The following is a 21,873-nucleotide window of genomic DNA, read 5'->3' as shown; positions in this document are numbered from 1 at the left end:
CGCGGTCAGGCGACCTCGATCCGCCCGTCGAGCCCGACGACACGGCCCAGGCCGCGGACGCGGCTGAGCAGGCGTTCGCCGTTGAGTTCGGCCCATTCGGCGGGCAGGCGCAGCACCACCTTGCCGTCTTCCACCAAGAGCGGCATCCGCTTGAGCGGGCCCGCCATCCCGGCCGAGACCGGGAAGGCGACGCGCATGAGCGCCCCGACGAGGCGGGCGCGGTCGAACAGGCGCGGGCCGGCGAGCGCCCGCAGGGTCGGGCTCGCCTTTTCCGGCGCCACGCCCTCGTGGCGGAAATAGCCCGACAGGGCGAGGTAGGCACGGCCGGGATGGTCGATGCCGGCGAAGGCGGCGTTGGCGATGACGTTGAGACTCTGCTCGCCGCGGTAATCGGGATGCGCCCGCCAGCCGATATCCGAGAGCAGGCAGGCGGCATGGCGCAGGCGGCGCTCGCCCGCGGTCTCGGGGCCGTCCAGGCTGGTGATGAACTGATCGGTCCAGTCGCGCAGCTCGTCGCCGTGGCCGGGCGAGCGGGCGCGCTGAACGTTCAGCTCCTGCGCCGAGACGATTAGCGGATCGGTCAGACGCGTCTCGCGGTCGAGTTGCTCGAACAGCAGGCCCTCGCGCACGCCGAAGGCCGAAATCGCGATCTCGCGCGGACGGCCTGCCCGGATGATCTCTTCGAGCACCACCGCGCCGAAGGCCAGCAGCGGCCGGCGCGCCTCGGAGATGGTCTCGACCTCCTGCAGGGTCGCGGCGTCGCTCGCCTCGACCATTTCGAGGAAGCTCAGTTCGTCGGACGGCTCCACGGCGTAGCCGTGCATGACGTGGAGCGGATAATCGCGGGCGGCCTGATGCAGCCGGGCCAGGGCCCGCCACGTGCCGCCGACCGCGTAGAAGGTGCGCCCGCGCAGGGTGTCGAGCTGCGGCTCGGCCTTCTTCAGATGCTCGCGGGCGATCTTGCGCGCCTTCTTGAGCGAGCCCTCGGAGAGGTCCTGAAGCGCCAGCCCGCCGAGCGGCATGGTCACGCCCTGGCCGACCGTGGTGCCGTTGACATCGACGAGTTCGAGGGAGCCGCCGCCGAGGTCGCCGACCACGCCGTCGGGCGCGTAGAAACCGGAGACGACGCCGAGCGCCGACAGCTCCGCTTCGCGCCGGCCGGAGAGAAGCTGGATTTCCTGGCCCAGCGCCTCGCGGGCGGCGTCCAGGAAGGCCGGGCCGTTGGCCGCGTCCCGCGCGGCGGCGGTCGCCAGCACGAAGATGCGCGAGACTCGCATCGTGTCGCACAGGACGCGGAAGCGGCGGAGCGCCGTGAGCGCCCGCTGCACGGAATCCTCGTTGAGGCGCCCGGTGGAGAAGACGCTGCGGCCGAGGCCGCACAGCACCTTCTCATTGTAGAGCGGCGTCGAGGCCCGCTGGAGCCCGTCATAGGCGACGAGTCGCACCGAATTCGAGCCGATATCGATGATCGCGACGGGTTCGAACGTCATGCCAGTCATAACCGGGGCCGGCCGTTCGGCGGAGTGGGCGAGCGTCAGGTGAGGACGTGTCGGACCCATGCAGCCCCCTCTCAGGGAAGCACCCCGGGCGCGGGGCGCTCACGATGGTGCCAGGCCGTAAGGCCGAGCACTTACGATAAGTATCGGGCCGGAAACCGGCCCGATGCAGGCCGTGGTCAGGACCGCTGGGCGCGACGGCTGAGCGACCGCGGGCTCGACTTCTTCGACGACTTGCCGCGCCCGGACAGGCTTGGATTCGTCATGAAATACTTGTGCGCATTGAACGGTTCCTCCCCGTCCGCAGGGCTGATCCGCTCACTCGCACCCGATGCCAGTACACGCCAGCTCTGCCGGTTGTCGAGAAGGTTTGCCAGCATGATCTGATCGAGCACCTGCTGATGCACAGTCGGATTGGTGATCGGCAGCAGGGATTCGACCCGCCGGTCGAGGTTGCGCTGCATCAGGTCGGCCGAGGAGATGTAGAGGGTGGCCTTCGGGTGCGGCAGCCCGGCGCCGTTGCCGAAGGCGTAGACGCGCTCGTGCTCGAGGAAGCGCCCGACGATCGACTTGACCCGGATCGTATCGGACAGGCCCGGAATGCCCGGGCGCAGGCAGCAGATGCCGCGCACGATGCAATCGATCTGCACGCCCTCCTGGCTGGCATCGTAGAGCGCGTCGATGATCTGGCTGTCGACCAGCGAGTTGCACTTGATCCAGATCGCCGCCGGACGCCCGGCCTTGGCGTGGGCGATCTCTTCCTCGATGTGCTGAAGCAAGCGCGGCTTCAGAGTGAGCGGCGACACCGCCATGCGCTCCAGCTCCGCCGGCTCGGCGTAGCCGGTGATGAAGTTGAAGATGCGCGAGACGTCCCGGGCGATGGCCGGGTCGGCGGTGAAGAAGGACAGGTCGGTGTAGATGCGCGCGGTGATTGGATGATAATTGCCGGTGCCGACATGGCAGTAGGTGACGAGGCGGTCGCCCTCGCGGCGCACCACCATCGACAGCTTGGCGTGGGTCTTCAGCTCGACGAAGCCGAACACCACCTGCGCGCCTGCCTTTTCGAGGTTGCGCGCCCAGCGGATATTGGCCTCCTCGTCGAACCGGGCCTTCAGCTCGACGAGCGCGGTGACCGACTTGCCGGCCTCCGCCGCCTCCGCGAGCGCGGCGACGATCGGCGAGTTCGACGAGGTGCGGTAGAGCGTCTGCTTGATCGCTACGACGTTCGGGTCGCGGGCGGCCTGGGACAGGAACTGCACCACCGAGTCGAACGATTCGTAGGGGTGGTGGACGATGAAGTCCTTCTGGCGGATCGCGGCGAAGACGTCGCCGCCCGATTCGCGGATGCGCTCGGGGAAGCGCGGGTTGTAGGGCTTGAACTTGAGGTCCGGCCGGTCGATCCCGACGATCTGCGACAGCTCGTTGAGCGCGAGCATCCCTTCGACCACGAAGACCGAATCGGGGGCGATCTCCAATTCGTCGGCAACGAAGGCGCGCAGCTCCTCCGTCATGCCCGCCTCGACCTCCAGGCGGATGACGACGCCGCGGCGGCGGCGCTTGATCGCCGATTCGAAGTGGAGGACGAGGTCCTCCGCCTCCTCCTCGATTTCGAGATCGGAGTCGCGCACGACGCGGAAGGCGCCCTGCCCCTTCAGCGAGTAGCCGGGGAAGAGCCGGCTCGCGTATTTCGCGATCACCTGCTCGATGGCGATGAAGCGGGCGGTGCCGTCGCCGGCCACGTCGGGCAGGCGCACGAATCGGTCGAGCAGCGACGGCAGACGGATCAAGGCGCGCAGGGTGCGCCCGTCACGGGGCCGCACCATCATCAGCGCGACGGTGAAGCCGAGATTGGGGATGAACGGGAAGGGGTGGGCCGGATCGATGGCGAGCGGCGTTAGCACCGGGAAGATGTAGGTGAGGAAGTAGTCGTCGAGCCAGGCAAGGTGCTCCGCCGACAGCTCCGCCGGCTCCGCGAGATGGATGCCGTTGCCGTTCAGCTCCGCGCGCAGGGCGCGCCAGCGATCCTGCTGGTCCAGCGCCAGCCGCGAGACTTCCGTGCCGATGCGGGCAAGCTGCTCGGAGGGGGTCAGGCCGTCCTGCGAGGGCACGACGAGGCCGGCGCGAACCTGATCGTGCAGGCCGGCGACACGCACCATGAAGAACTCGTCCAGATTGTTGGCCGAGATCGAGAGGAAGCGGAGCTGCTCCAGCAGGGGATGGTTGGGGTTGGAGGATTCCTCCAGAACCCGACGGTTGAACTGAAGCCAGGACAGTTCACGGTTCACGAACCGCTCGGGCGAGTGGCGGAGCGATCGCCCGGCCTCCAGCACCGGCTCGCGGGCGGCCTCGGCCGCATCGCTCTCCGCCTTGGCATCGGCCTCGGACGGCTTCTCGGCGGCCTTCTCCGCCGCGAGGATGCGGGCGGCGCGGGCCGTCCGGGCGCGGGCGGATTCGCTGCGCACACCCCGCTCGGTGGCAAGGCTGGTCTCTTCGGTCTCGGTCGCCTCCGTATCCCGGGCGACGACATCCGACTCCACTTCCGACAACGCCCTGGCTCCCTTCCGCTCCGAAGCGCGTCCCGGTCACGATGCGACCCGGAACGACTCCACCCCTTGCAGTGCTGCGCGGCTCCCTAACATAGGGCGGCCGAACCGGTTTGACGGTTTCGTGACAATGGAGGGCCGCTCACACCCCTCCCGCGGCGTCTTCCTCTTCGCCGTCCCCCTCTTCCCGCTCTTCCAGCTCTTGCCCCCCGTCGGCGGCCTCCATCCGGTCGAGGACGGCGAGGGCGAGCGGCCGGGTGATGCGGCGGCGGCGGCCGAGCGCGTCGCGGTCGAGTTCGGCCACGACCTCGCGGACGCGGGCGAGCGAGCGGTCGATGCGCAGGGCCAGGGCATCGACCACCGAAGTGTCGATGCCGAGCTGCCGGTCGGCGAACAGCTTGACGATCACCGCCTTCAGGAGCGCGTCGTCCGGCTGGCCGATCTCGGCACCGGGGGCGAGCCGCAGCCGCGAGCGCAGGTCGGCGACCTTGAGCCCGAAGCCGTCCACCGCTCCGCAGGCGGTGAGCAGCACCGGAAAGCGGCGCTCGCGCGCAAGGTTGAGCAGATGGAACAGAGCCGCCTCGTCGCGGCCCGCCTCGCGGTCCACGTCCTCGACCACGAGGGCGCCGTTGGAAATCAGATGCGAAACGCGGTCCATCGCGACGTCAGCGGCGGAGACCGTCCAGGCTTGCGCCCGCGTCGCCCAGATCGAGGCGAGATGGCTCTTTCCGCTGCCGGGGGGGCCGCGGAGCAGGAACACGGTGTCCGGCCAATCGGGCCATGCCTCGATCAGGGCATAGGCCTCCTCGTTGGAGGGGCTGACCAGAAAGTCCTCGGCGCCAAAGCGCGGGTCGAGCGGCAGGTCGAAGGTGAGCTGCTTCGGGGGAGCTGTGTCGCGCATCCTCGCACCTTACACCAAGTTGCCCGACACCGGCCGACAGCCGGAAGCCTCGAGCCGTATCCGACCTGATGGCATCAGGTTGGCGTCTCTCGGTCTTTGCTTCAACGCGCTTTCTTTCGCCGAACCGGCGTCCACTTCGTCGGAAAGCGCTTTTGCGCGCAGCCGACGCCCGCACGGCCCTTGCCGGCCCTCGGGACGGATCCTCGGCGCCGGATTTTCGTGGCCTCGCGCGATCAATCGCGGGCGGGCAGCGTCGCGTTCCCCGATTCCCCGATCAGCAACGGCCCGTCGCCCCGGTAGAGCTTGCTCTCGAGGTAACGCTCGATGCCGAAGCGCACGACGACGCCGATGGAGGCGGCGACCGGCACCGCGAGCAGGAGCCCGAGGAAGCCGAACAGCGAGCCGAAGGCGAGCAGCGCGAACATCAGCCAGACCGGATGGAGCCCGACCGAGTCGCCCACGAGCTTGGGCGAGATCACGTTGCCCTCAAGGAACTGCCCGACAAGGAACACCCCGACGGTGAGCCCGATATGCAGCCAGTCGCCGCTGGGCCACCATTGCACCAGGGCGACGCCGACCGAGAGCAGGAAGCCGGTCAGCGTGCCGACATAGGGGATGAAGGTGAGGAAGCCCGAGATCATCCCGATCAGGACGCCGAAATTCAGCCCGACGAGGAACAGGCCGACCGCGTAGAACGAGCCGAGGATCAGGCAGACGAGGCTCTGGCCGCGCACGAAGCCGGTCACCGCCCCGTCGATCTCGCCCGCGAGCCGCCGCGCCGTCGGGCGGTGGCGCGGGGGCACCCACCCGTCGAGGGCGGCGATCATCCGGTCCCAATCGTGCAGCACGTAGAAGGCGACGACCGGCGTGACGACGAGGAGCGAGGCGATGGAGACGAGGGCTTGGCTCCCCGTCCAGAGCGACTTCAAAAAGGCCAGGAACCACGCCCCGCCCTGCCCGACCAACGTGCCGACGGAGGATTGCAGCTCGTTGACGACCTCCGTGCCGCCGATCCGCTCGAGCAGCGGCCCGGCCCGCTCCACGAGGATGCTCTGCAGCCGCCCGACCATGGTCGGCAGGGAATTGACGAGGGAGGCGATCTGCCCGGCGGCCAGCGGCACCACGATGATGAGCAGCACCACGAACCCGACGACGAAGCCCGCCAGGATCAGCAGGGTCGCGGCGAGCCGGCCGAGGCCGAGCCGCTCCAGCCGGTCGGCCAGCGGATCGAGCAGGTAGGCCAGCGCCAGCCCCGCCACGAAGGGCAGCATCACCTCGCGCAGCTCGTAGAGCAGGAAGATCACGATCGCGAGGATCGAGAGCCCGATGATTGCCCGCCCACGCATCGAGATGCCGTCCCCGTCAATCCGTCCGGCGCGGACAGTGGGAAGCGGGGCACGCCCGGTCAAGGCGGACCTTGCATGGCGGGGCTTGCCGCGCGCGGCGGGAGGGCGCTCGATCACCGCCTCGCCCCGAGGGCAACAGGCGCCATGAAACCTGCGGACACCGACCGGATCGACCTTGCGATTCTGGCCCTGCTTCCGCTCACGCCGGAGGGGATAGACTGTTCCGCGGCACTTTTCGCCCGCGGCACGGCATGATGCTGTGCCCGAACACGCCGCTCCGCGCCGGTGACAGTGGCCAATCGCGCCGCAATGTGGCAGCGGGTTTTGGAATGATCAGCGAATACCGGACGACGGGGCGGCGATGACGGCGCAGGACGGAAACGGGCTCACCTACGCGCAGGCCGGCGTCGACATCGACGCGGGCAACGCGCTCGTCGAGACGATCAAGCCGCTGGTGCGCGCCACGCGCCGGCCGGGGGCCGATGCCGAGATCGGCGGCTTCGGTGGCCTGTTCGACCTCAAGGCGGCAGGCTTCAAGGACGCGATCCTGGTTGCTGCCAATGACGGCGTCGGCACCAAGGTGAAGATCGCCATCGAGACCGGGCGCCACCACACGATCGGCATCGACCTCGTGGCGATGTGCGTCAACGACATAATCGTGCAGGGCGCCGAGCCGCTGTTCTTCCTCGACTATTACGCCACCGGAAAGCTCGTGCCCGGCGTCGGCGCCGACATCGTGCGCGGCATCGCGGAAGGCTGCCGACAGGCGGGCTGCGCGCTGATCGGCGGCGAAACCGCCGAGATGCCGGGCCTCTACGACGGCGCCGACTACGATCTCGCCGGCTTCTCGGTGGGCGCGGCCGAGCGCGGCACGCTGCTGCCGCGGCCCGGCATCCTGCCCGGCGACGTCGTGCTCGGCCTGCCCTCCTCGGGTGTCCACTCGAACGGCTTCTCGCTGGTGCGCCGGATCGTGGCCAAGACCGGCCTCGGCTACGACGCCGACGCGCCGTTCGCCCCCGGCCGCAGCCTCGGCGAGGCGCTGCTGGAGCCGACCCGGATCTACGTGAAGCCGCTGCTCGCCGCCCTGAAGCGGGCCGGCGGTATCCGGGCGCTCGCCCACATCACCGGCGGCGGTTTCCCCGACAACCTCCCCCGCGTCCTGCCCGATGGCGTCGGCATCGACATCGATCTCTCGGCGATTGCCGTGCCGCCGGTCTTCGGCTGGCTGGCGCGTGAGGGCGGGGTCGCGGAAGCGGAGATGCTGCGCACCTTCAACTGCGGCATCGGCATGGTGGTGGTCGCCGCCGCCGACGCAGCCGACGCCGTGGCGGATGCGCTGACCGAGGCCGGCGAGGCGCCGGTCCGGCTCGGGCACATCACCGAGCGCGGCGCGGAGCCGGTGACCTTCACGGGGCAGCTCGCCCTGTGAGCACGCCGGCTCCGAAGAAGCGCGTCGCGATCCTCATCTCGGGTCGCGGCTCGAACATGGTCTCGCTGATCGAGGCGGCACGCGCGCCGGACTATCCGGCCGAGATCGTGCTCGTGCTCTCGAACCGCCCCGACGCGGCCGGCCTCGACCGCGCGCGGGCGGCAGGCATCCCGGCCCGCGCCATCGACCACAAGGCGTTCCCCGATCGCGCCCGCTTCGACGCCGCGCTTCAGGCGGAGCTGGACGCCGCCGGGATCGAGCTGATCGTGCTCGCCGGCTTCATGCGCATTCTCACCGACGCCTTCGTGGAAGCCTGGACGGGGCGGATGATCAACATCCACCCCTCGCTGCTGCCGCTGTTCAAGGGCACGCACACCCACGAGCGCGCTTTGGGGGCCGGCGTGCGCCTGCACGGCTGCACCGTGCATTACGTCGTGCCGGAACTCGATGCCGGCCCGATCGTGGCCCAGGCCGCCGTGCCGGTGCTGCCGGGTGACGACGCCGACACGCTGAGTGCCCGGGTGATCGTGCAGGAGCACCGGCTCTACCCGGCGGCCTTGGCGCTGATCGCGGGCGACGGCGCGGTGTTGGACGGAGGGCGGGTCCGCTTCACCGAGCAAGCGCGCGACGCCGGGGCCGCGATCCTCTCGCTCTGAGCCTTGAGTTCACTAAGCCTCTACCCCCCGCACCCTCATCCTGAACCGTCGCGAAGCGGTCTCGAAGGGTGTTCCCGTTTCCGCGCGATCCCTGGACCATCCTTCGAGGGCGACGCTCCGCGCCGCCACCTCAGGATGAGGGTGGAGATGGGAGCGAGTGACCCGGCTTCTGAAAATCAGAAGAAAATCGGCCGCGCGCTCGCCGAGTGCTCGACCAGCACCGCGCCGGTCGCCGGATCGACCTCCTTCAGCACCGCGTCGTAGCCCCACAAATCGGCGAGGTGCTGGAGCACGCGGCGGGCATCCTCCCGCTGCAGGGTGATGCGGTTGAGCGCCTTGTGGTGGAGGATGAGACGGCGGTCGCCCTCGAGATCCACGTCCACCACCTCGATATCGGGGTCGAGCCAGGCCACGTCGTATTGGCGGGCAAAGGAGCGGCGCATCTTGCGGTAGCCGCGCTCGTCGTGGATCGCCGCGACGCGCATCTCGGGCTCGTCGGGATCGTCCACGACGTGGAACAGCCGCATATCGCGCATGAGTTTCGGGCTGAGGAACTGCGCGATGAAGCTCTCATCCCGGTAGTTCTCCCAGCAATCGCGCAGCACGCCCATGGCGTCACCGCGGCCGGCGATGTCGGGGAACCACTCGCGGTCCTCGTCGCTCGGCTGCTCCACGATGCGGGCGATGTCCTGCATCATCGCAAACCCTAAGGCGTAGGGGTTGTGGCCGCCGAAGGAGCGGTCGTCGAACGTCGGCTGGCGGATGACGTTGGTGTGCGATTGCAGGAATTCGAGATAGGCCGCCTCGCTGAGCTGCCCCTTCTGCGAGAGCGCGTTCATGATCCGGTAGTGGCAGTAGGTGGCGCAGCCCTCGTTCATCACCTTGGTCTGGCGCTGCGGGTAGAAATACTGCGCCACGAGGCGGACGATCCGCAGGATCTCGCGCTGCCAGGGCCGCAGGCGGGGCGCGATCTTCTCCAGGAAGTAGAGGATGTTCTCCTGCGGCAGTTCGAGCAGCGCCCGGCGCCGCTCCAGCGCCGGGTCGCCCTTCTGCCCGCCGGTCTTGGCCGGCAGGGTGCGCCAGAGATCGTTGTAGATCTGCTCGCCGTGCTCCTCGCGCTCGCGCTCCCGGCGCTGCTCGCTCGCCAGATCCGGCCGTTTCTTGCGAGGATAGCGGTGGACGCCCTGGCTCATCAGCGCGTGGGCGGCATCGAGTACGTGCTCGACCGCCTGATGCCCGTAGCGCTCCTCGCAGCGGGCGATGTAGCTCTTGGCGAAGTCGAGATAATCGAGGATGCCCTCGGCATCCGTCCACTGCCGGAACAGATAGTTGTTCTTGAAGAAGTGGTTATGCCCGAACGCGGCGTGGGCGATCACCAGCGTCTGCATCGTCGCCGTGTTCTCCTCCATCACGTAGGAGATGCACGGATCGGAATTGATGACGATCTCGTAGGCGAGCCCCATCAGGCCGCGGCGGTAGCTCGCCTCCTGCTGGGCGAAATGCTTGCCGAAGGACCAGTGCTTGTAGAACAGCGGCATGCCGATCGAGGCATAGGCGTCGAGCATCTGCTCGGCGGTGATGATCTCGATCTGGTTCGGGTACCACGACAGGCCGAGTTCGGGCCCCGCCACCGCCTCGCAGGCATCGTGGATGCGCCGGATCGTCTCGAAGTCCCAGTCATTGCCGGAAAACAGCAGCTCGCCCGGCTTGGGCGCTGTCGATTTCGTGCGGCTCAGGCTCGCGACCATGTCGGCCCTTCTCTTCGACGCTGTCTCGCCTCCCCGCGCGGGGAGGCCTGTCGCTACGCCTCCGCCCGCGCATCCTTGCGGCCGAACAGCTCGCGGAACACGGGGTAGATGTCGCGGCGGTGGTTCACCTTGCGCATGGCGAGCGGTTCGCCGGCCTTGGCCAGCGCCTCGTAGGTCCGCCACAGGGTGGTGCGGTGCTCGACGAAGCCGGCGCGCGGCCCGTTCTCGTCGCCGACTTCGAGATAGGCGAAATGCTGGCAGGCCGGCAGGATGTGGGCGCGCAGCAATTCGGTCGAGGTCGGCCCATCGGAGGAGACGTTGTCGCCGTCCGAGGCTTGCGCCGCGTAGATGTTCCAGTCGTCCGGCGAGTAGCGCTCGGTGACGATGCGCTTCATCTCGACCAGGGCCGAGGAGACCAGCGTGCCGCCGGTCTCACGGGAGCCGAAGAAGGTCTCCTCATCCACTTCGGCCGCCTTGTCGGTGTGGCGGATGAAGACGATCTCGACGTGCTTGTAGCGGCGCGTCAGGAAGATGTGCAGCAGGATGTAGAAGCGCTTGGCCAGATCCTTCATGTGCTCGGTCATCGAGCCCGAGACGTCCATCAGGCAGAACATCACGGCTTGCGCGATCGGCTTCGGATAGGGCTCGAAGCGGCGAAAACGCAGGTCGATCGGATCGACATAGGGGATGCGCTTGGAGCGCTCGCGCAGGCCGAGTAGCTTGAGTTGCAGGTCGGGCAGGCGCGGATCGTTCGCCGCCTCGGCCGCGGCGATCTCGGCCTCCAAGGCGGCCACCTCCTCCAGCTTCGGCCGCTTGAGGGCGATGCGCCGGGACATGGAATTGCGCAAGGTGCGCGACAGGGCGAGGTTGGCCGGCGAACCCGAGACGGTGTAGCCGGCCCGGCGCAGACCTTCCGTCTCGACCACAGCCAGACGCCGCTTGGCGAGATCGGGCAGTTCGAGGTCTTCGAGGAAGAGGTCGAGGAATTCCTCACGGGTCAGGACGAAGTGGAAGGCGTCCTCGCCGTTCTCACCACCATCCCCGCCTTCGCCGGCGCCGCCACCTCCCCCGCCGCCCGGCGGGCGCTCGATGCGGTCGCCCTCCACGTAAGTCTTGTTGCCGGGCAGGATGTAATCCTGATGGCCCGTCCCCGGCTGGCGCGAGAAGCGCGGCTCGCGCACCCCGTCGCCGGGCACGGTGATGCGCCCGTCCTTGCCGAGGTTCTTGATATCCTTCTCTCGGGCGGATTCCCGAACCGCGCGCTGTGCGACGTCCTTGACCCGGCGCAGGAAGCGTTGGCGGTTCGGGAGGCTCTTACCACCTGGATTGAGCCGACGGTCGACGATGTGCATCCGGGGTCGCTCAGCGCCTTCAAGTCTCACGTCCCCGCTCGGGGACAAAGGTGCGGAAGTGCGGCGGCGGATGCCGAAGGCCTTAGAAGACTTGGCCTCAACCCGCCTGCTTCACCCGCATGTACCATTCCACGAGTCGCCGGACCTGCCGTTCGGTGTAGCCCCGATCGGTCATGCGATCGACGAACTCGCCGTGCTTCTTCTCCGTGTCGCTGTCCTTCTTGGATCCAAAGGAGATCACGGGCAGCAGTTCCTCCACCTGCGAGAACATCCGCCGTTCGATCACTTCGCGCAACTTCTCGTAGGACGTCCAGGACGGATTGCGGCCGCCATGCTGCGCCCGAGAGCGCAGCGCGAACTTCACCACTTCGTTGCGGAAATCCTTCGGGTTGGCGATGCCGGCCGGCTTCTCGATCTTGGTCAGCTCCTGGTTGAGGAGCTCACGGTTGAGGAGCTGTCCGGTCTCGGCGTCCTTGAAGTCCTGATCCTCGATCCAGGCGTCCGCGTAGTCGATGTAGCGGTCGAACAGGTTCTGCCCGTAATCGTGGTAGGATTCGAGATAGGCCTTCTGGATCTCGTGGCCGATAAACTCGGCGTAGCGCGGCGCGAGCTCGGTCTTGATGAACTCGATATAGCGCTTCTCGGTCTCCGGCGGCAGTTGCTCGCGCCGGATCGCCTGTTCCAGCACGTACATCAGGTGAACCGGATCGGCCGAGACCTCGGTGGTGTCGTGGTTGAAGGTCGCGGCCAGCACCTTGAAGGCGAAGCGGGTCGAGATCCCGTCCATGCCCTCATCGACGCCGCCGGTATCCTTGTATTCCTGCATCGAGCGGGCGCGAGGATCGACCTCGCGAAGGCTCTCGCCGTCGTAGACCCGCATCTTCGAGAACAGGTTGGAATTGGCGTGCTCGCGCAACCGCGAGAGCACCGAGAAGCGGGCCAGCATCTCCAGCGTGCCCGGCGCGCAGGCGGCGTTGGAGAGCTCGGAGCTCGAGATCAGCTTCTCGTAGATGCGCTGCTCCTCGGTGACGCGGAGGCAGTAGGGCACCTTGATGACGTAGATACGGTCGATAAAGGCTTCGTTGTTCTTGTTGGTCTTGAACGATTGCCACTCGGCCTCGTTCGAGTGGGCCAGGATCACACCGGTGAAGGGGATCGCGCCGATATTCTCGGTGCCGACATAGTTGCCCTCCTGCGTCGCCGTGAGCAGGGGGTGCAGCATCTTGATCGGCGCCTTGAACATCTCGACGAATTCGAGAACGCCCTGGTTCGCCCGGTTGAGGCCGCCCGAATACGAATAGGCGTCCGGATCGGCCTGGGACAAGGTTTCGAGGCGGCGGATATCGACCTTGCCGACCAGCGAGGAGATGTCCTGGTTGTTCTCGTCGCCCGGCTCGGTCTTGGCGATGGCGATCTGGCGCAGGCGCGAGGGCCGCACCTTGATCACCTTGAAGCGGGAGATGTCGCCGTCGAACTCGTCGAGGCGCTTCAGGGCCCAGGGACTCATCAGGCCGGTGAGGCGGCGGCGCGGGATGCCGAAGCGCTCCTCGATCTCGCGGCCCATGGTCTCGGGATCGAACAGGCCGAGCGGGCTCTCGAAGACCGGGGAGACCTCGTCGCCGGCCTTCAGCACGTAGACCGGGTGGACCTCCATCAGCGCCTTGAGGCGCTCGGCGAGCGAGGATTTGCCGCCGCCGACGGGGCCGAGCAGGTAGAGGATCTGCTTGCGCTCCTCCAACCCCTGCGCGGCGTGGCGGAAGAACGAGACGATCCGCTCGATCGTCTCCTCCATGCCGTAGAACTCGGCAAAGGCCGGGTAGACCCGGATCGTGCGGTTCATGAACACACGGCCCAGGCGGGCGTCGCGGGCGGTATCCACCATCTCCGGCTGGCCGATCGCATCGAGAATGCGCTCAGCAGCGGAGGCGTACATCAGCGGATTGTCGCGGCACGCCTCAAGATACTCGGAGAGCGTCATCTCCGTGTCGCGGCGCGCTTCATAGCCGCGAGCGAAGCTCTGGAACAGGTCGTTCGTCGAGTGCAGCGGCATTCGAACACCCCCTTCAGGCTGATGACAGCTTCATCCTGTCTCGGGTCGAACGCAACTGACATTGCGGGTTTTGTCGCACCGCCCACAGGAGGGGTGTCTTGCGTGTGAAACGGGACACACTCAAATCTGGCCGGGATTTAGCCCGAGCTTAACCAACCTCGAACCAGAGGCGGAAACCTCCGGCCGAGAACCGGAAGTCTCCAAAAATCCGTCAAATTGCTGCAGCGCGGTATTTTGCGTGCGAGGCAGCCTATCCGATCAGAGATCGGTGCCGCCTTTCTTCTCGTCCTTGGACTTTTCGTCCTTACCGACGGTGATGCGAATGTCGCGCTTCTCGATCTCGCCGTCGGAATTCTTGATCTCGACGACGACCCCGTCGGCGCCCGTATAGCCGTTATTGGGCTGGTAGAAGATCGCCTGAACCTCGGCGTCCTTGTTCGGGCAGCGGTACTTGGCCGGCGTCTTGAGCTTGCCGGCCTTCGTGATCAGCGATCCGGATTTCGGCGGCGTCACCACCTTGATCTCGGGCATCGGGCCGGCCGAGCAATCCTTCTTCAGGTTCGGCACGATCACGAGGCGGGCCTGCTTGCCGGCGGGCACAGTCTCGCTCTTGGTGACGGTGGTCTGCGCGAGGGCGGGCCCGGCGAGGCAGAGCCAGACCGCGGCGAAGGCGGCGGGCAGCGCTGCAATCGGTCTCGTGACAGTGATCGGCAGATCCATCGGCGTTTCCTTGAGCGTCGTCGGGCGACCCGCCGCGGGGCGGCCGGGCGCCGATGAAGATGTGGGGAGGGCGCCGGCCCGCATCGAGGCTTGCTCCCTCGAATCTTGCCGCCCGAAATTGGCGAAGGCCGCGCCCGCTCAGTGCTGCAGCGCGGCGGCGACCGTGCCGGCCACCCGCGCGATCTGCGCGTCATCGAGATGGCCGGCGAGGGCCTGGGTCAGCGCCTTCTCGACACGCTCGCGTTCGCCGAGATCGGCGAAGGGGGCCGCCGGAATGTCTCCGTCGCCCAAGTCGCAGGCGCGGCGGATGGTGTCGGCGGCCTTGAGCAGCGTCTCCCGGTCGGCCGGGCCCATATCCCAGAGGGGCGCCCGCAACCGACTGATGACCCGCCGCGCGTCCCGGTATTCCCGATCGACGGTCGTCGACGCCTCGATCTGGCTGACGAGGAACATCAATTCCAGAACCTCGTTGGCGGCTTCCGGGCAAGCGCGCACGATCCGCATGACGCGGGCGATGAGTTCCTGGGTCGGAGACATCCGGGAGCGAGGGGGAGCCATGGCGCCTCAACGCCGGTCCGACGGTAAAGTTCAGCCCGGATCGGCCGGCAAAAGCGTCGGGATGAGCCGAAATCCGCAAGGCCGGCCAATGCTTTGCGCACAAGCGAATTTTCGGAGTTCAGGGCCGGCCGGCGGCCCGGTCTCAGGCGGCCTCGTGATCCGCCTCGTCGAGGCCAGCGAGCAGGGCCCGGCAGGCGCGCAGCTCGGCGAGCGCCCGTTCGAGCGCCCGGCGATCCGAGGCGGCGGCCTCGACGGTTTCGTCGTCCCGGTCGATGCCGGTGGGCGCGCCGACCTCCACCTCGCCCCGGCCGAGCGCCTGGACGAACCGCACGCCGTTCTCCTTGAGAACCCGCTGCGCTCCGCGGATCGTGTAGCCCTGCCCGTGCAGCAGCCGGCGCACGCCCTTGAGGAGTTCGACGTCGTCGGGGCGGTAGTAGCGCCGCCCGCCCGCCCGCTTCATCGGCTTGATCTGGCTGAACCGGCTCTCCCAGAAGCGCAGGACGTGCTGCGGCACGCCGAGCTCCTCGGACACCTCGGTGATGGTGCGAAAGGCGCCGGGGCTCTTCTCGCTCCGCTCGTCACCGGCGGGAGAATCGAGGGCGGACGATTCCAGCGGCAGTCCCATGGCAGCGCCTCAAACCAGATTGTACGGGAGAGGACCGGGGCGGTTTGGCCGGGTCACTCGTCCTCATCCATGTCGAGCCCGTTGACGTGGCCGCCATTGATGCGGGCCTTGAGCACGTTCGACGGCTTGAACACCATCACCTGCCGCGGCTCGATCTCGACCTCGACGCCGGTCTTCGGATTGCGGCCGATGCGCTTGCCCTTGGAGCGCACCACGAAGGAGCCGAACGAGGACAATTTCACCGTCTCACCCGAGGACAGACAGGTGCAGATCTCGGCGAGCACCGTCTCGACCAGCGCGGCCGATTCGGCCCGTGACAGACCGACCTGCTGATAGACGGCCTCGCTCAAATCTGCGCGTGTGACCGTCTTGCCCGCCATCCGCTCCCCCTTCCGGCCGAGTTGCTCGACATCCATGCCATCCTTCTCAGGACGGACGGATGCAGCCTCCGCTCAAACGCCGTGCGGCTCCCTCGACACAGGATCCCGCCGTGTATCTCTATGATCGAACACGCTAATCGGCGGAAGGGCGACGGTCAACAGAACCTTGCGGTTGACAGGAATCCAGGCCCGCTTCGGCGCCCTTCGCCTACCAGCGGATAAGCGCGGCGCCCCAGGTGAACCCGCCGCCGATCGCCTCGATCATCACGAGGTCGCCCTCGCGGATGCGCCCGTCGCGGCGGGCGGCGTCCAGCGCCAGGGGAATCGAGGCCGCGGACGTGTTGCCGTGCCGATCGACGGTGAGCACCACCTTCTCGCGGGCGATGCCGAGCTTGTCGGCGGACGCTTCGATGATCCGGCGGTTGGCTTGGTGCGGCACGAACCACGCGAGGTCGTCGGCGGTGGTGCCGGAGGCGCGAAAGGCATCCTCGATCACGTCGGTCACCGAGCCTACCGCGAAGCGGAACACCTCACGGCCCTCCATGCGCAGCTTGCCGGTGGTGCCGGTCGAGCCCGGCCCGCCATCGACATAGAGCTTGGCCCGGTGGCGCCCGTCCGAGCGCAGGCAGCTCGACAACACGCCGCGGTCGGCACTCGTGCCCTCGCCCTCGCGGGCCTCCAGCACGATGGCGCCCGCGCCGTCGCCGAACAGCACGCAGGTGGTGCGATCCTCCCAATCGAGCAGCCGCGAAAAGGTCTCGGCGCCGATGACCAGGGCGCGCTTGGCCCCGCCCGTCGTCAGGAAGCGATCGGCCGTGGCCACCGCATAGACGAAGCCGGCGCAAACCGCTTGGAGGTCGAAGGCGAAGCCGCCCTCGATCCCGAGCGCCGCCTGAATCTGGGTGGCGGTGGAGGGAAAGGTGTGGTCGGGCGTCGAGGTCGCGCAGATCACGAAATCGATATCGGCGGGCGAGAGCCCGGCATCGTCGAGGGCCGCCCGCGCCGCGCGGGTGCCGAGCACCGACGTCGTCTCGTCGGGGCGCGCGATGTGGCGCTGGCGAATGCCGGTGCGCTGGACGATCCACTCGTCGGAGGTTTCGATCCCGCGTTCGGCGAGGTCTGTGTTCGTGACGACGGTCTCGGGCAGATACGCCCCGCAGCCGACCACGACGGAGCGCCGCTGCGCCATCAGATCCGTCCCTTTCTCACTTTTGTGCCCGGCTCACTTCTCGACCAAGCCGGCTTCGAGCCCGGCGGCGACCGCCGGCGTCTGCTCCAGCATATCCCGGATCGTCCGCATCAGGTCATAGCGCGCCATGTCGTAAGCCAGATCGACGGCGGCGGCGAACCCTTGCGCATTCTCCGAGCCGTGGCTCTTGATGACGATGCCCTCCAACCCGAGAAACACGCCGCCATTGGCCCGGCTCGGGTTCATCTTCTCGCGCAGAGCCGCGAAGGCTTGGCGTGCGAACAGGTAACCGATCTTGGCCGAGAGGGTCCGCCCCATCGCCGCCTTGAGATAAGAGCCGATCTGCTTGGCCGTGCCCTCGGCCGTCTTGAGGGCGATGTTGCCGGTAAAGCCTTCCGTCACCACGACATCCGTGGTGCCACGGCCGAGATCCGTGCCCTCGACGAAGCCGTGATACGTAAAATTGGCCAGCTCGGATTCGCGCAGGAGGCGGGCGGCCTCCTTCACGGCCTCGTTGCCCTTCATCTCCTCGGTGCCGACATTGAGCAGGCCGACCGTCGGGCGCTCGACGTCGAGGACGATCCGGGCCATGGCCGCGCCCATCACCGCCATCTCGACGAGATGCTCGGCATCGGTGCCGATGGTGGCGCCGACATCGAGCACCACGCTCTCGCCGCGCACCGTCGGCCACAGGCAGGCGATGGCGGGGCGCTCGATGCCAGCCATGGTCTTGAGGCAGATCTTCGACATCGCCATCAAGGCACCGGTGTTGCCGGCGGAGACCGCGGCCTGGGCCTCGCCGTCGCGCACCGCCTGGATTGCCCGCCACATCGAGGACTTGCCCCGGCCCTGGCGCACCGCCTGGCTCGGCTTGTCGTCCATGGCGATCGAGACGGTGGTGTGGCGGATCTCGACGGCGCCCTTCAGGCGCGGCTCGGCCTCGACGAGGGGGCGCACCACCGTCTCGTCACCGAACAGGATGAAGTGAAGCTCGGGGTGCCGCTCACGGGCGATGGCCGCACCGGGCACGACGGTCGTGGGGCCGTGATCGCCGCCCATGGCGTCGAGCGAGATGCAAACGCGGTTCGACATGGTTCCTTCGGGACGCCGCGGGGTGAGCCGGCGGGCAGCGAGCGTGAAGGGGCATCACAGGCCCCGGAATCGGCGGCGCAAAATAACGGCAGCGCCCCGCCGGGCAAACAAAAACTCAACCATCGTCGTGATGAGGCCCGCCGGAGGGCTGGCGGGCCCGTCCATCAACCCTTGTCCTGAGCGAGCTTTTCCCGCAGCGCCGCCAGATCGGAGAGCGGCAGCGGATCCTCGCCGACCGTGACCGCATCGAAGGCGACACCGGGCTTGCGCGGGTAGGGATCGAGGCCGAGCGCCAGGAACTCCGCGGTCAGCAGGCCGAAATCGACGCGCCCGTTCACGATCGGGTCGGGGAGATCGACATCCTCGGCGTCGGTGCCCTCCAGGATGTCGGCATTGGTGAAATCGACCTCGACGGGCTCGGAGACCTTCGCCTCGAAGGGCTCCAGCGTCACGGTGCAGACCTGGGTCACGACGGCCTCGACCCGGCCCTCGGCCCGCAGCCGGGTCAGCGAACCGGTCAGGATGAAGCGGCCGACGAGGTCGCGGATGGCGGGGACCTTGAAGTCGCGGGCCAGCGCCTCGCACTCGGCCGGGTTCGCCTCGACGACGATCTCGGCGCGGTCCTTGGGCAGGCGCTCGACATTGACGGAGCGGGAGAGCGGCCCTTCGGACTTCGGCGTCATCGATGGTCTCCTGAATCGGTTGTCGCGGGCGCGCCGACGGGCTCCGGGAAGCGCGGCCCCTCGCCGAGCAGGCCGTCGAGATCTTGGGCCCCCAGCGCGGCGGCAGCGGCCTCGACATAGGAGGCCAGCGGCCCGGCGGCCTCGGGTTCGACGCCGTCGAGCACGTTACGGGCAAGGGTTTCGGCCAGCCCGGCCCGGTCGCCCGCATCGAGCGCTACGCCGTAGGCTCCGGCGCGGGCATAGAACGAGGCGCCGAGCTTCTTGATGCGCTTGGGCACACCCATATCGCCGATGCCGAGTTCCCGCAGGGAAGCATCGAGCTGCATGAAGACGGAATCGACCAGATCCTGCGCCACATCCGCGGCCGGCGGCGGCAACTGGCCGAGGCGGCGCAACACGAGGATCACGTGCAGGCTCAACGCCTCGAACCGGCCCTCCACGGTGTCGGGCACGCCGAGCACCGTATAGAGGCCCGGCCGCCGCCCGGCCTCGCCGATCTTCCGATGCAGCGACTGAATCGTCCGCCGCCGCCGGTCGGCGCGGCGGAATAAGCCCGCGATCATACGTTCCACCGGATGTGCCGACGCTGTGGCCAAGCTTGCCTTGTCAAAGCCATAACCCCGCGGTACGGCAACCGCGGACCAGGGTGCAAGTCCGAAGACGCGCGAGTTGAAACGCGCCGCGGATGAAGACCCTTTTGACTGGAAATCAGGGGGGCCGATGTCGCGCCGTCTCGTCTCGTCGCTTGCCCGCGCGGCCGTTCTCGGCTCCGTCGCGATCGGCGTATCAGGCTGCATCGGCGAGGATATCCGCCACGGCTATCAGATCGATCAGGCGGCCCTGGCCACGGTGAAGCCGGGCATGGGTGCCGAACAGGTGCTGCAGATCCTCGGCACCCCGTCCACCGTCTCCACGGTCGGCAACAAGTCCTGGTACTATATCAGCCAGAACACCCGCCGCACGGTGATGTTCCTGGGCGAGCAGATCGAGGACCAGAAGGTCACGGCGGTCTATTTCAACCAGGGCATGAAGGTGGAGCGCGTGGCGCTCTACGGCCTGCAGGACGGGCGCGTGTTCGACTTCATCGAGCGCACGACGCCGGCCAGCGGCTCCGACCGCGCCTTCATCAGCCAGCTCTTCCGCGGCCTGACCCGCTACGAGCCGTTCGGCAGCGGCGCCGGCGCCTCGGTCGTCCCCGGCGCCCGCGCCGGTCAGTAAGCGCCTCCGGGCGGGCCCACCAGGGCCCGCGCCACGTCGCCCGGCTCGGCGAACAGGAAGGCCGGGCCCGTGCTGGCCAGGGCCTCGGGGCTGTTGTAGCCCCAGGCCACCGCGGCGAAGGCGCATCGCGCCTGCGCCGCCGCATCCGCGTCGCGGATCTCGTCTCCCACCGCCAGCAGGGCCGCCGGTTCGACGCCCGCCGCCCGCGCCACCGCGCGCAGGTGACGCGCCTTGCCGAACAGTGAGGCACCGCAGGCATAGTGCCGGATGCGTCCCGCCGACGCGCCGAGGGCGCAGCGCACATTCGCCTCGCTGTTGGAACTCACGACGGCCAGCGTGAACCCCGCCGCGTCGAGCCCTGCGAGCATCTCCGGAATGCCGGTAAACAGCCGCACCTGAGGGGCGTCGCGGGTCGCGAGCGCACGCATGTGACGGGCGATCAGCGGGACCTTCCAGGCGGGAATGCCGAGATCCTTCAGGATCGCCCGGGCGCTCAAGCCCCGCAGCCGTTCGGACTCGCTCGCCGCGACCCGGCGGAAGCGGTAGCGCGCGGCTACGTCGTTGAGGTTGGCGCAGAACCAGGGAAAGGTGTCGGCGAGCGTCCCGTCGAAGTCGAAGGCGACGAGGCGGTAACTGGCCGCCGCGGCGTCCTCGGGGATCATGGCGCTCACGGGATCGGGCCTTTCCCAAAATGGCGGAAGGCGGCCCCGCTTGCGCGAGGCCGCCTCCTGTATTCGATCACTCGACGCGGCCCGGAGGCCGACGCTCGGCTTACGCCGCCTTCTGCGACAGAGCCGGGTAATCGACGTAGCCTTCCGGCCCCTGGCTGTACCAGGTCTTCATGTCGTCCTTGGCGAAGGGCAGGCCCTTGGCGATGCGGTCGACCAGATCGGGGTTCGCGATGTAGGGCCGGCCGAAGGCGATGGCATCCGCCTCGCCCGAGGCCACCGCCTGCTTGGCGCGCTCGCCGTCATAGTCGCAGTTCAGGATGACCGGGCCGCCGAAGCGCTCCTTGATGACGGGCGCCACCGGCGCCACCGTCGCCTTACCGAAAGTGCCGTCCGGGCCCGGCTCGCGCATCTCGATGAAGGCGAGGCCGACACGCTCCATCATCTCGGCGGCAAGCCCGAAGACCTCGTGCGGGTTGGAATCATCCACGCCCTGGATCGGGCCGTTGGGCGAGAAGCGGATGCCGGTGCGGTCCGCGCCGACGACGCCGGCCACCGCCTGCGCCACCTTGGTCACCAGCCGCACCCGGTTCTCGACCGAACCGCCGTAGCGGTCGCTGCGCTTGTTGCTGCCGTCGCGGATGAACTCGTCGAGCAGGTAGCCGTTCGCCGCGTGGATCTGCACGCCGTCGAAGCCCGCCGCGACGGCGTTGCGCGCCGCCCGCTCGTAATCGGCGATGAGCCGCGGAATCTCGTCCTCGCGCAGGGCCCGCGCCGGGCTGTAGGGCTTCTTACCGTCGTAGGTGTGCGCCTCGTCCGGTGCCGTGGCAGCGGAGGGGGCGACCGGCGGCTCGCCGCCGAGGAAGTCGGAATGGACGAGGTAGCCCATGTGCCAGAGCTGGCAGACGATGCGTCCGCCCGCTTCGTGCACGGCCTTCACCACCGGCTTCCAGGCCTCGGTCTGCTCGTCGGACCAGATGCCCGGCGCGTAGGGCCAGCCGAGCCCTTCCTGGCTGATGCCGGTGGCCTCGGAGATAATGAGGCCGGCGGTCGCGCGCTGCGCGTAATACTCGCCCATCAGCGACGTCGGAACGTGGCTCCGCGTCGAGCGGGCGCGGGTCAGCGGGGCCATGAGAATTCGGTTCGGCAGCTTCAACGCGCCGAGCGTGATCGGGTCAAAGATTGAGGGCATTCGATACTCGATCGGGAGGGGAGCGGC

General features: G+C 68.3%; 20 protein-coding genes. 3 read left to right on the top strand and 17 right to left on the bottom strand.

What is annotated here, in order from left to right:
- Positions 1-5 precede the first annotated feature (5 nt).
- From ppx to ASF53_RS04925, 4 genes are all read right to left on the bottom strand, one after another.
- Positions 6-1,559: an exopolyphosphatase gene (gene ppx, locus ASF53_RS04940; RefSeq protein WP_056194791.1), complete on the bottom strand. Its 1,554-nt coding sequence runs from the start codon at positions 1,557-1,559 to the stop codon at positions 6-8.
- A 116-nt stretch (positions 1,560-1,675) separates the two neighbouring features.
- Positions 1,676-4,042, bottom strand: coding sequence for an RNA degradosome polyphosphate kinase (locus ASF53_RS04935; protein ID WP_056194788.1), 2,367 nt, complete (start codon positions 4,040-4,042; stop codon positions 1,676-1,678).
- Positions 4,043-4,181: 139 nt separating this feature from the next.
- A complete protein-coding gene (locus ASF53_RS04930; RefSeq protein ID WP_056194780.1) occupies positions 4,182-4,940 on the bottom strand; it encodes a P-loop NTPase family protein in 759 nt (252 codons plus the stop codon).
- 233 nt (positions 4,941-5,173) lie between these two features.
- Positions 5,174-6,286 carry an AI-2E family transporter gene (locus tag ASF53_RS04925; protein ID WP_056194775.1) on the bottom strand — a complete coding sequence of 371 codons (1,113 nt, stop codon included), beginning with the start codon at positions 6,284-6,286 and terminating at the stop codon, positions 5,174-5,176.
- A 361-nt stretch (positions 6,287-6,647) separates the two neighbouring features.
- Between ASF53_RS04925 and purM the strand changes: the two genes are divergently transcribed.
- Together purM and purN are read left to right on the top strand one after the other, a co-directional pair.
- Positions 6,648-7,715, top strand: coding sequence for a phosphoribosylformylglycinamidine cyclo-ligase (gene purM, locus ASF53_RS04915; protein ID WP_056194769.1), 1,068 nt, complete (start codon positions 6,648-6,650; stop codon positions 7,713-7,715).
- Complete coding sequence (gene purN / locus ASF53_RS04910) at positions 7,712-8,371, top strand: phosphoribosylglycinamide formyltransferase (protein ID WP_082482300.1); 660 nt, start codon at positions 7,712-7,714, stop codon at positions 8,369-8,371. Before purM ends, purN begins: the two co-directional genes overlap by 4 nt.
- A 176-nt stretch (positions 8,372-8,547) precedes the next feature.
- Here purN and ASF53_RS04905 read toward each other — a convergent pair whose 3' ends face one another.
- The 11 genes from ASF53_RS04905 to ASF53_RS04855 all read right to left on the bottom strand — a co-directional run bounded on the left by ASF53_RS04905 (position 8,548) and on the right by ASF53_RS04855 (position 19,331).
- Positions 8,548-10,119, bottom strand: a complete 1,572-nt coding sequence (locus ASF53_RS04905) for a SpoVR family protein (protein WP_056194764.1) — start codon at positions 10,117-10,119, stop codon at positions 8,548-8,550.
- A 53-nt stretch (positions 10,120-10,172) separates the two neighbouring features.
- Complete coding sequence (locus ASF53_RS04900) at positions 10,173-11,471, bottom strand: YeaH/YhbH family protein (RefSeq protein WP_056194760.1); 1,299 nt, start codon at positions 11,469-11,471, stop codon at positions 10,173-10,175.
- A gap of 97 nt (positions 11,472-11,568) precedes the next feature.
- Positions 11,569-13,521: a PrkA family serine protein kinase gene (locus ASF53_RS04895; RefSeq protein WP_056194757.1), complete on the bottom strand. Its 1,953-nt coding sequence runs from the start codon at positions 13,519-13,521 to the stop codon at positions 11,569-11,571.
- Positions 13,522-13,779: 258 nt separating this feature from the next.
- Entirely contained in the window at positions 13,780-14,241 is a 462-nt protein-coding gene (locus ASF53_RS04890) for a hypothetical protein (RefSeq protein ID WP_056194754.1), read from the bottom strand.
- Positions 14,242-14,379: 138 nt separating this feature from the next.
- Positions 14,380-14,799 carry a hypothetical protein gene (locus ASF53_RS04885; RefSeq protein ID WP_056194749.1) on the bottom strand — a complete coding sequence of 140 codons (420 nt, stop codon included), beginning with the start codon at positions 14,797-14,799 and terminating at the stop codon, positions 14,380-14,382.
- 142 nt (positions 14,800-14,941) lie between these two features.
- A complete protein-coding gene (locus tag ASF53_RS04880; protein WP_056194747.1) occupies positions 14,942-15,424 on the bottom strand; it encodes a MerR family transcriptional regulator in 483 nt (160 codons plus the stop codon).
- Between the two features lie 53 nt (positions 15,425-15,477).
- Positions 15,478-15,804 (bottom strand): integration host factor subunit alpha, encoded by a 327-nt coding sequence (locus ASF53_RS04875; protein ID WP_003598011.1) that lies wholly within the window; start codon positions 15,802-15,804, stop codon positions 15,478-15,480.
- Positions 15,805-16,012: 208 nt separating this feature from the next.
- On the bottom strand, positions 16,013-16,993 hold the full coding sequence (locus ASF53_RS04870) for a beta-ketoacyl-ACP synthase III (RefSeq protein WP_056194745.1): 981 nt from the start codon (positions 16,991-16,993) through the stop codon (positions 16,013-16,015).
- Between the two features lie 33 nt (positions 16,994-17,026).
- On the bottom strand, positions 17,027-18,085 hold the full coding sequence (gene plsX / locus ASF53_RS04865) for a phosphate acyltransferase PlsX (protein ID WP_056194740.1): 1,059 nt from the start codon (positions 18,083-18,085) through the stop codon (positions 17,027-17,029).
- 164 nt (positions 18,086-18,249) lie between these two features.
- Entirely contained in the window at positions 18,250-18,768 is a 519-nt protein-coding gene (locus tag ASF53_RS04860) for a YceD family protein (protein ID WP_056194737.1), read from the bottom strand.
- On the bottom strand, positions 18,765-19,331 hold the full coding sequence (locus ASF53_RS04855; RefSeq protein ID WP_056194732.1) for a ubiquinol-cytochrome C chaperone family protein: 567 nt from the start codon (positions 19,329-19,331) through the stop codon (positions 18,765-18,767). The genes ASF53_RS04860 and ASF53_RS04855 overlap by 4 nt, the downstream gene beginning before the upstream one ends.
- A 157-nt stretch (positions 19,332-19,488) precedes the next feature.
- Here ASF53_RS04855 and ASF53_RS04850 point away from each other — a divergent pair, with 157 nt between their 5' ends.
- Positions 19,489-19,986: an outer membrane protein assembly factor BamE gene (locus ASF53_RS04850; protein ID WP_003597998.1), complete on the top strand. Its 498-nt coding sequence runs from the start codon at positions 19,489-19,491 to the stop codon at positions 19,984-19,986.
- Here ASF53_RS04850 and ASF53_RS04845 read toward each other — a convergent pair.
- Positions 19,980-20,648 carry an HAD hydrolase-like protein gene (locus ASF53_RS04845; RefSeq protein WP_056194728.1) on the bottom strand — a complete coding sequence of 223 codons (669 nt, stop codon included), beginning with the start codon at positions 20,646-20,648 and terminating at the stop codon, positions 19,980-19,982. The genes ASF53_RS04850 and ASF53_RS04845 overlap by 7 nt on opposite strands.
- Before the next feature lie 109 nt (positions 20,649-20,757).
- A complete protein-coding gene (locus tag ASF53_RS04840; protein WP_056194723.1) occupies positions 20,758-21,846 on the bottom strand; it encodes an alkene reductase in 1,089 nt (362 codons plus the stop codon).
- Between the last annotated feature and the right edge of the window lie 27 nt (positions 21,847-21,873).

The organism is Methylobacterium sp. Leaf123 (assembly GCF_001423405.1).
In the GTDB taxonomy this organism is placed as follows: domain Bacteria; phylum Pseudomonadota; class Alphaproteobacteria; order Rhizobiales; family Beijerinckiaceae; genus Methylobacterium.
Note: the sequence above shows the minus strand (reverse complement) of the source record. Positions and strands in the feature narration are given on the sequence as shown.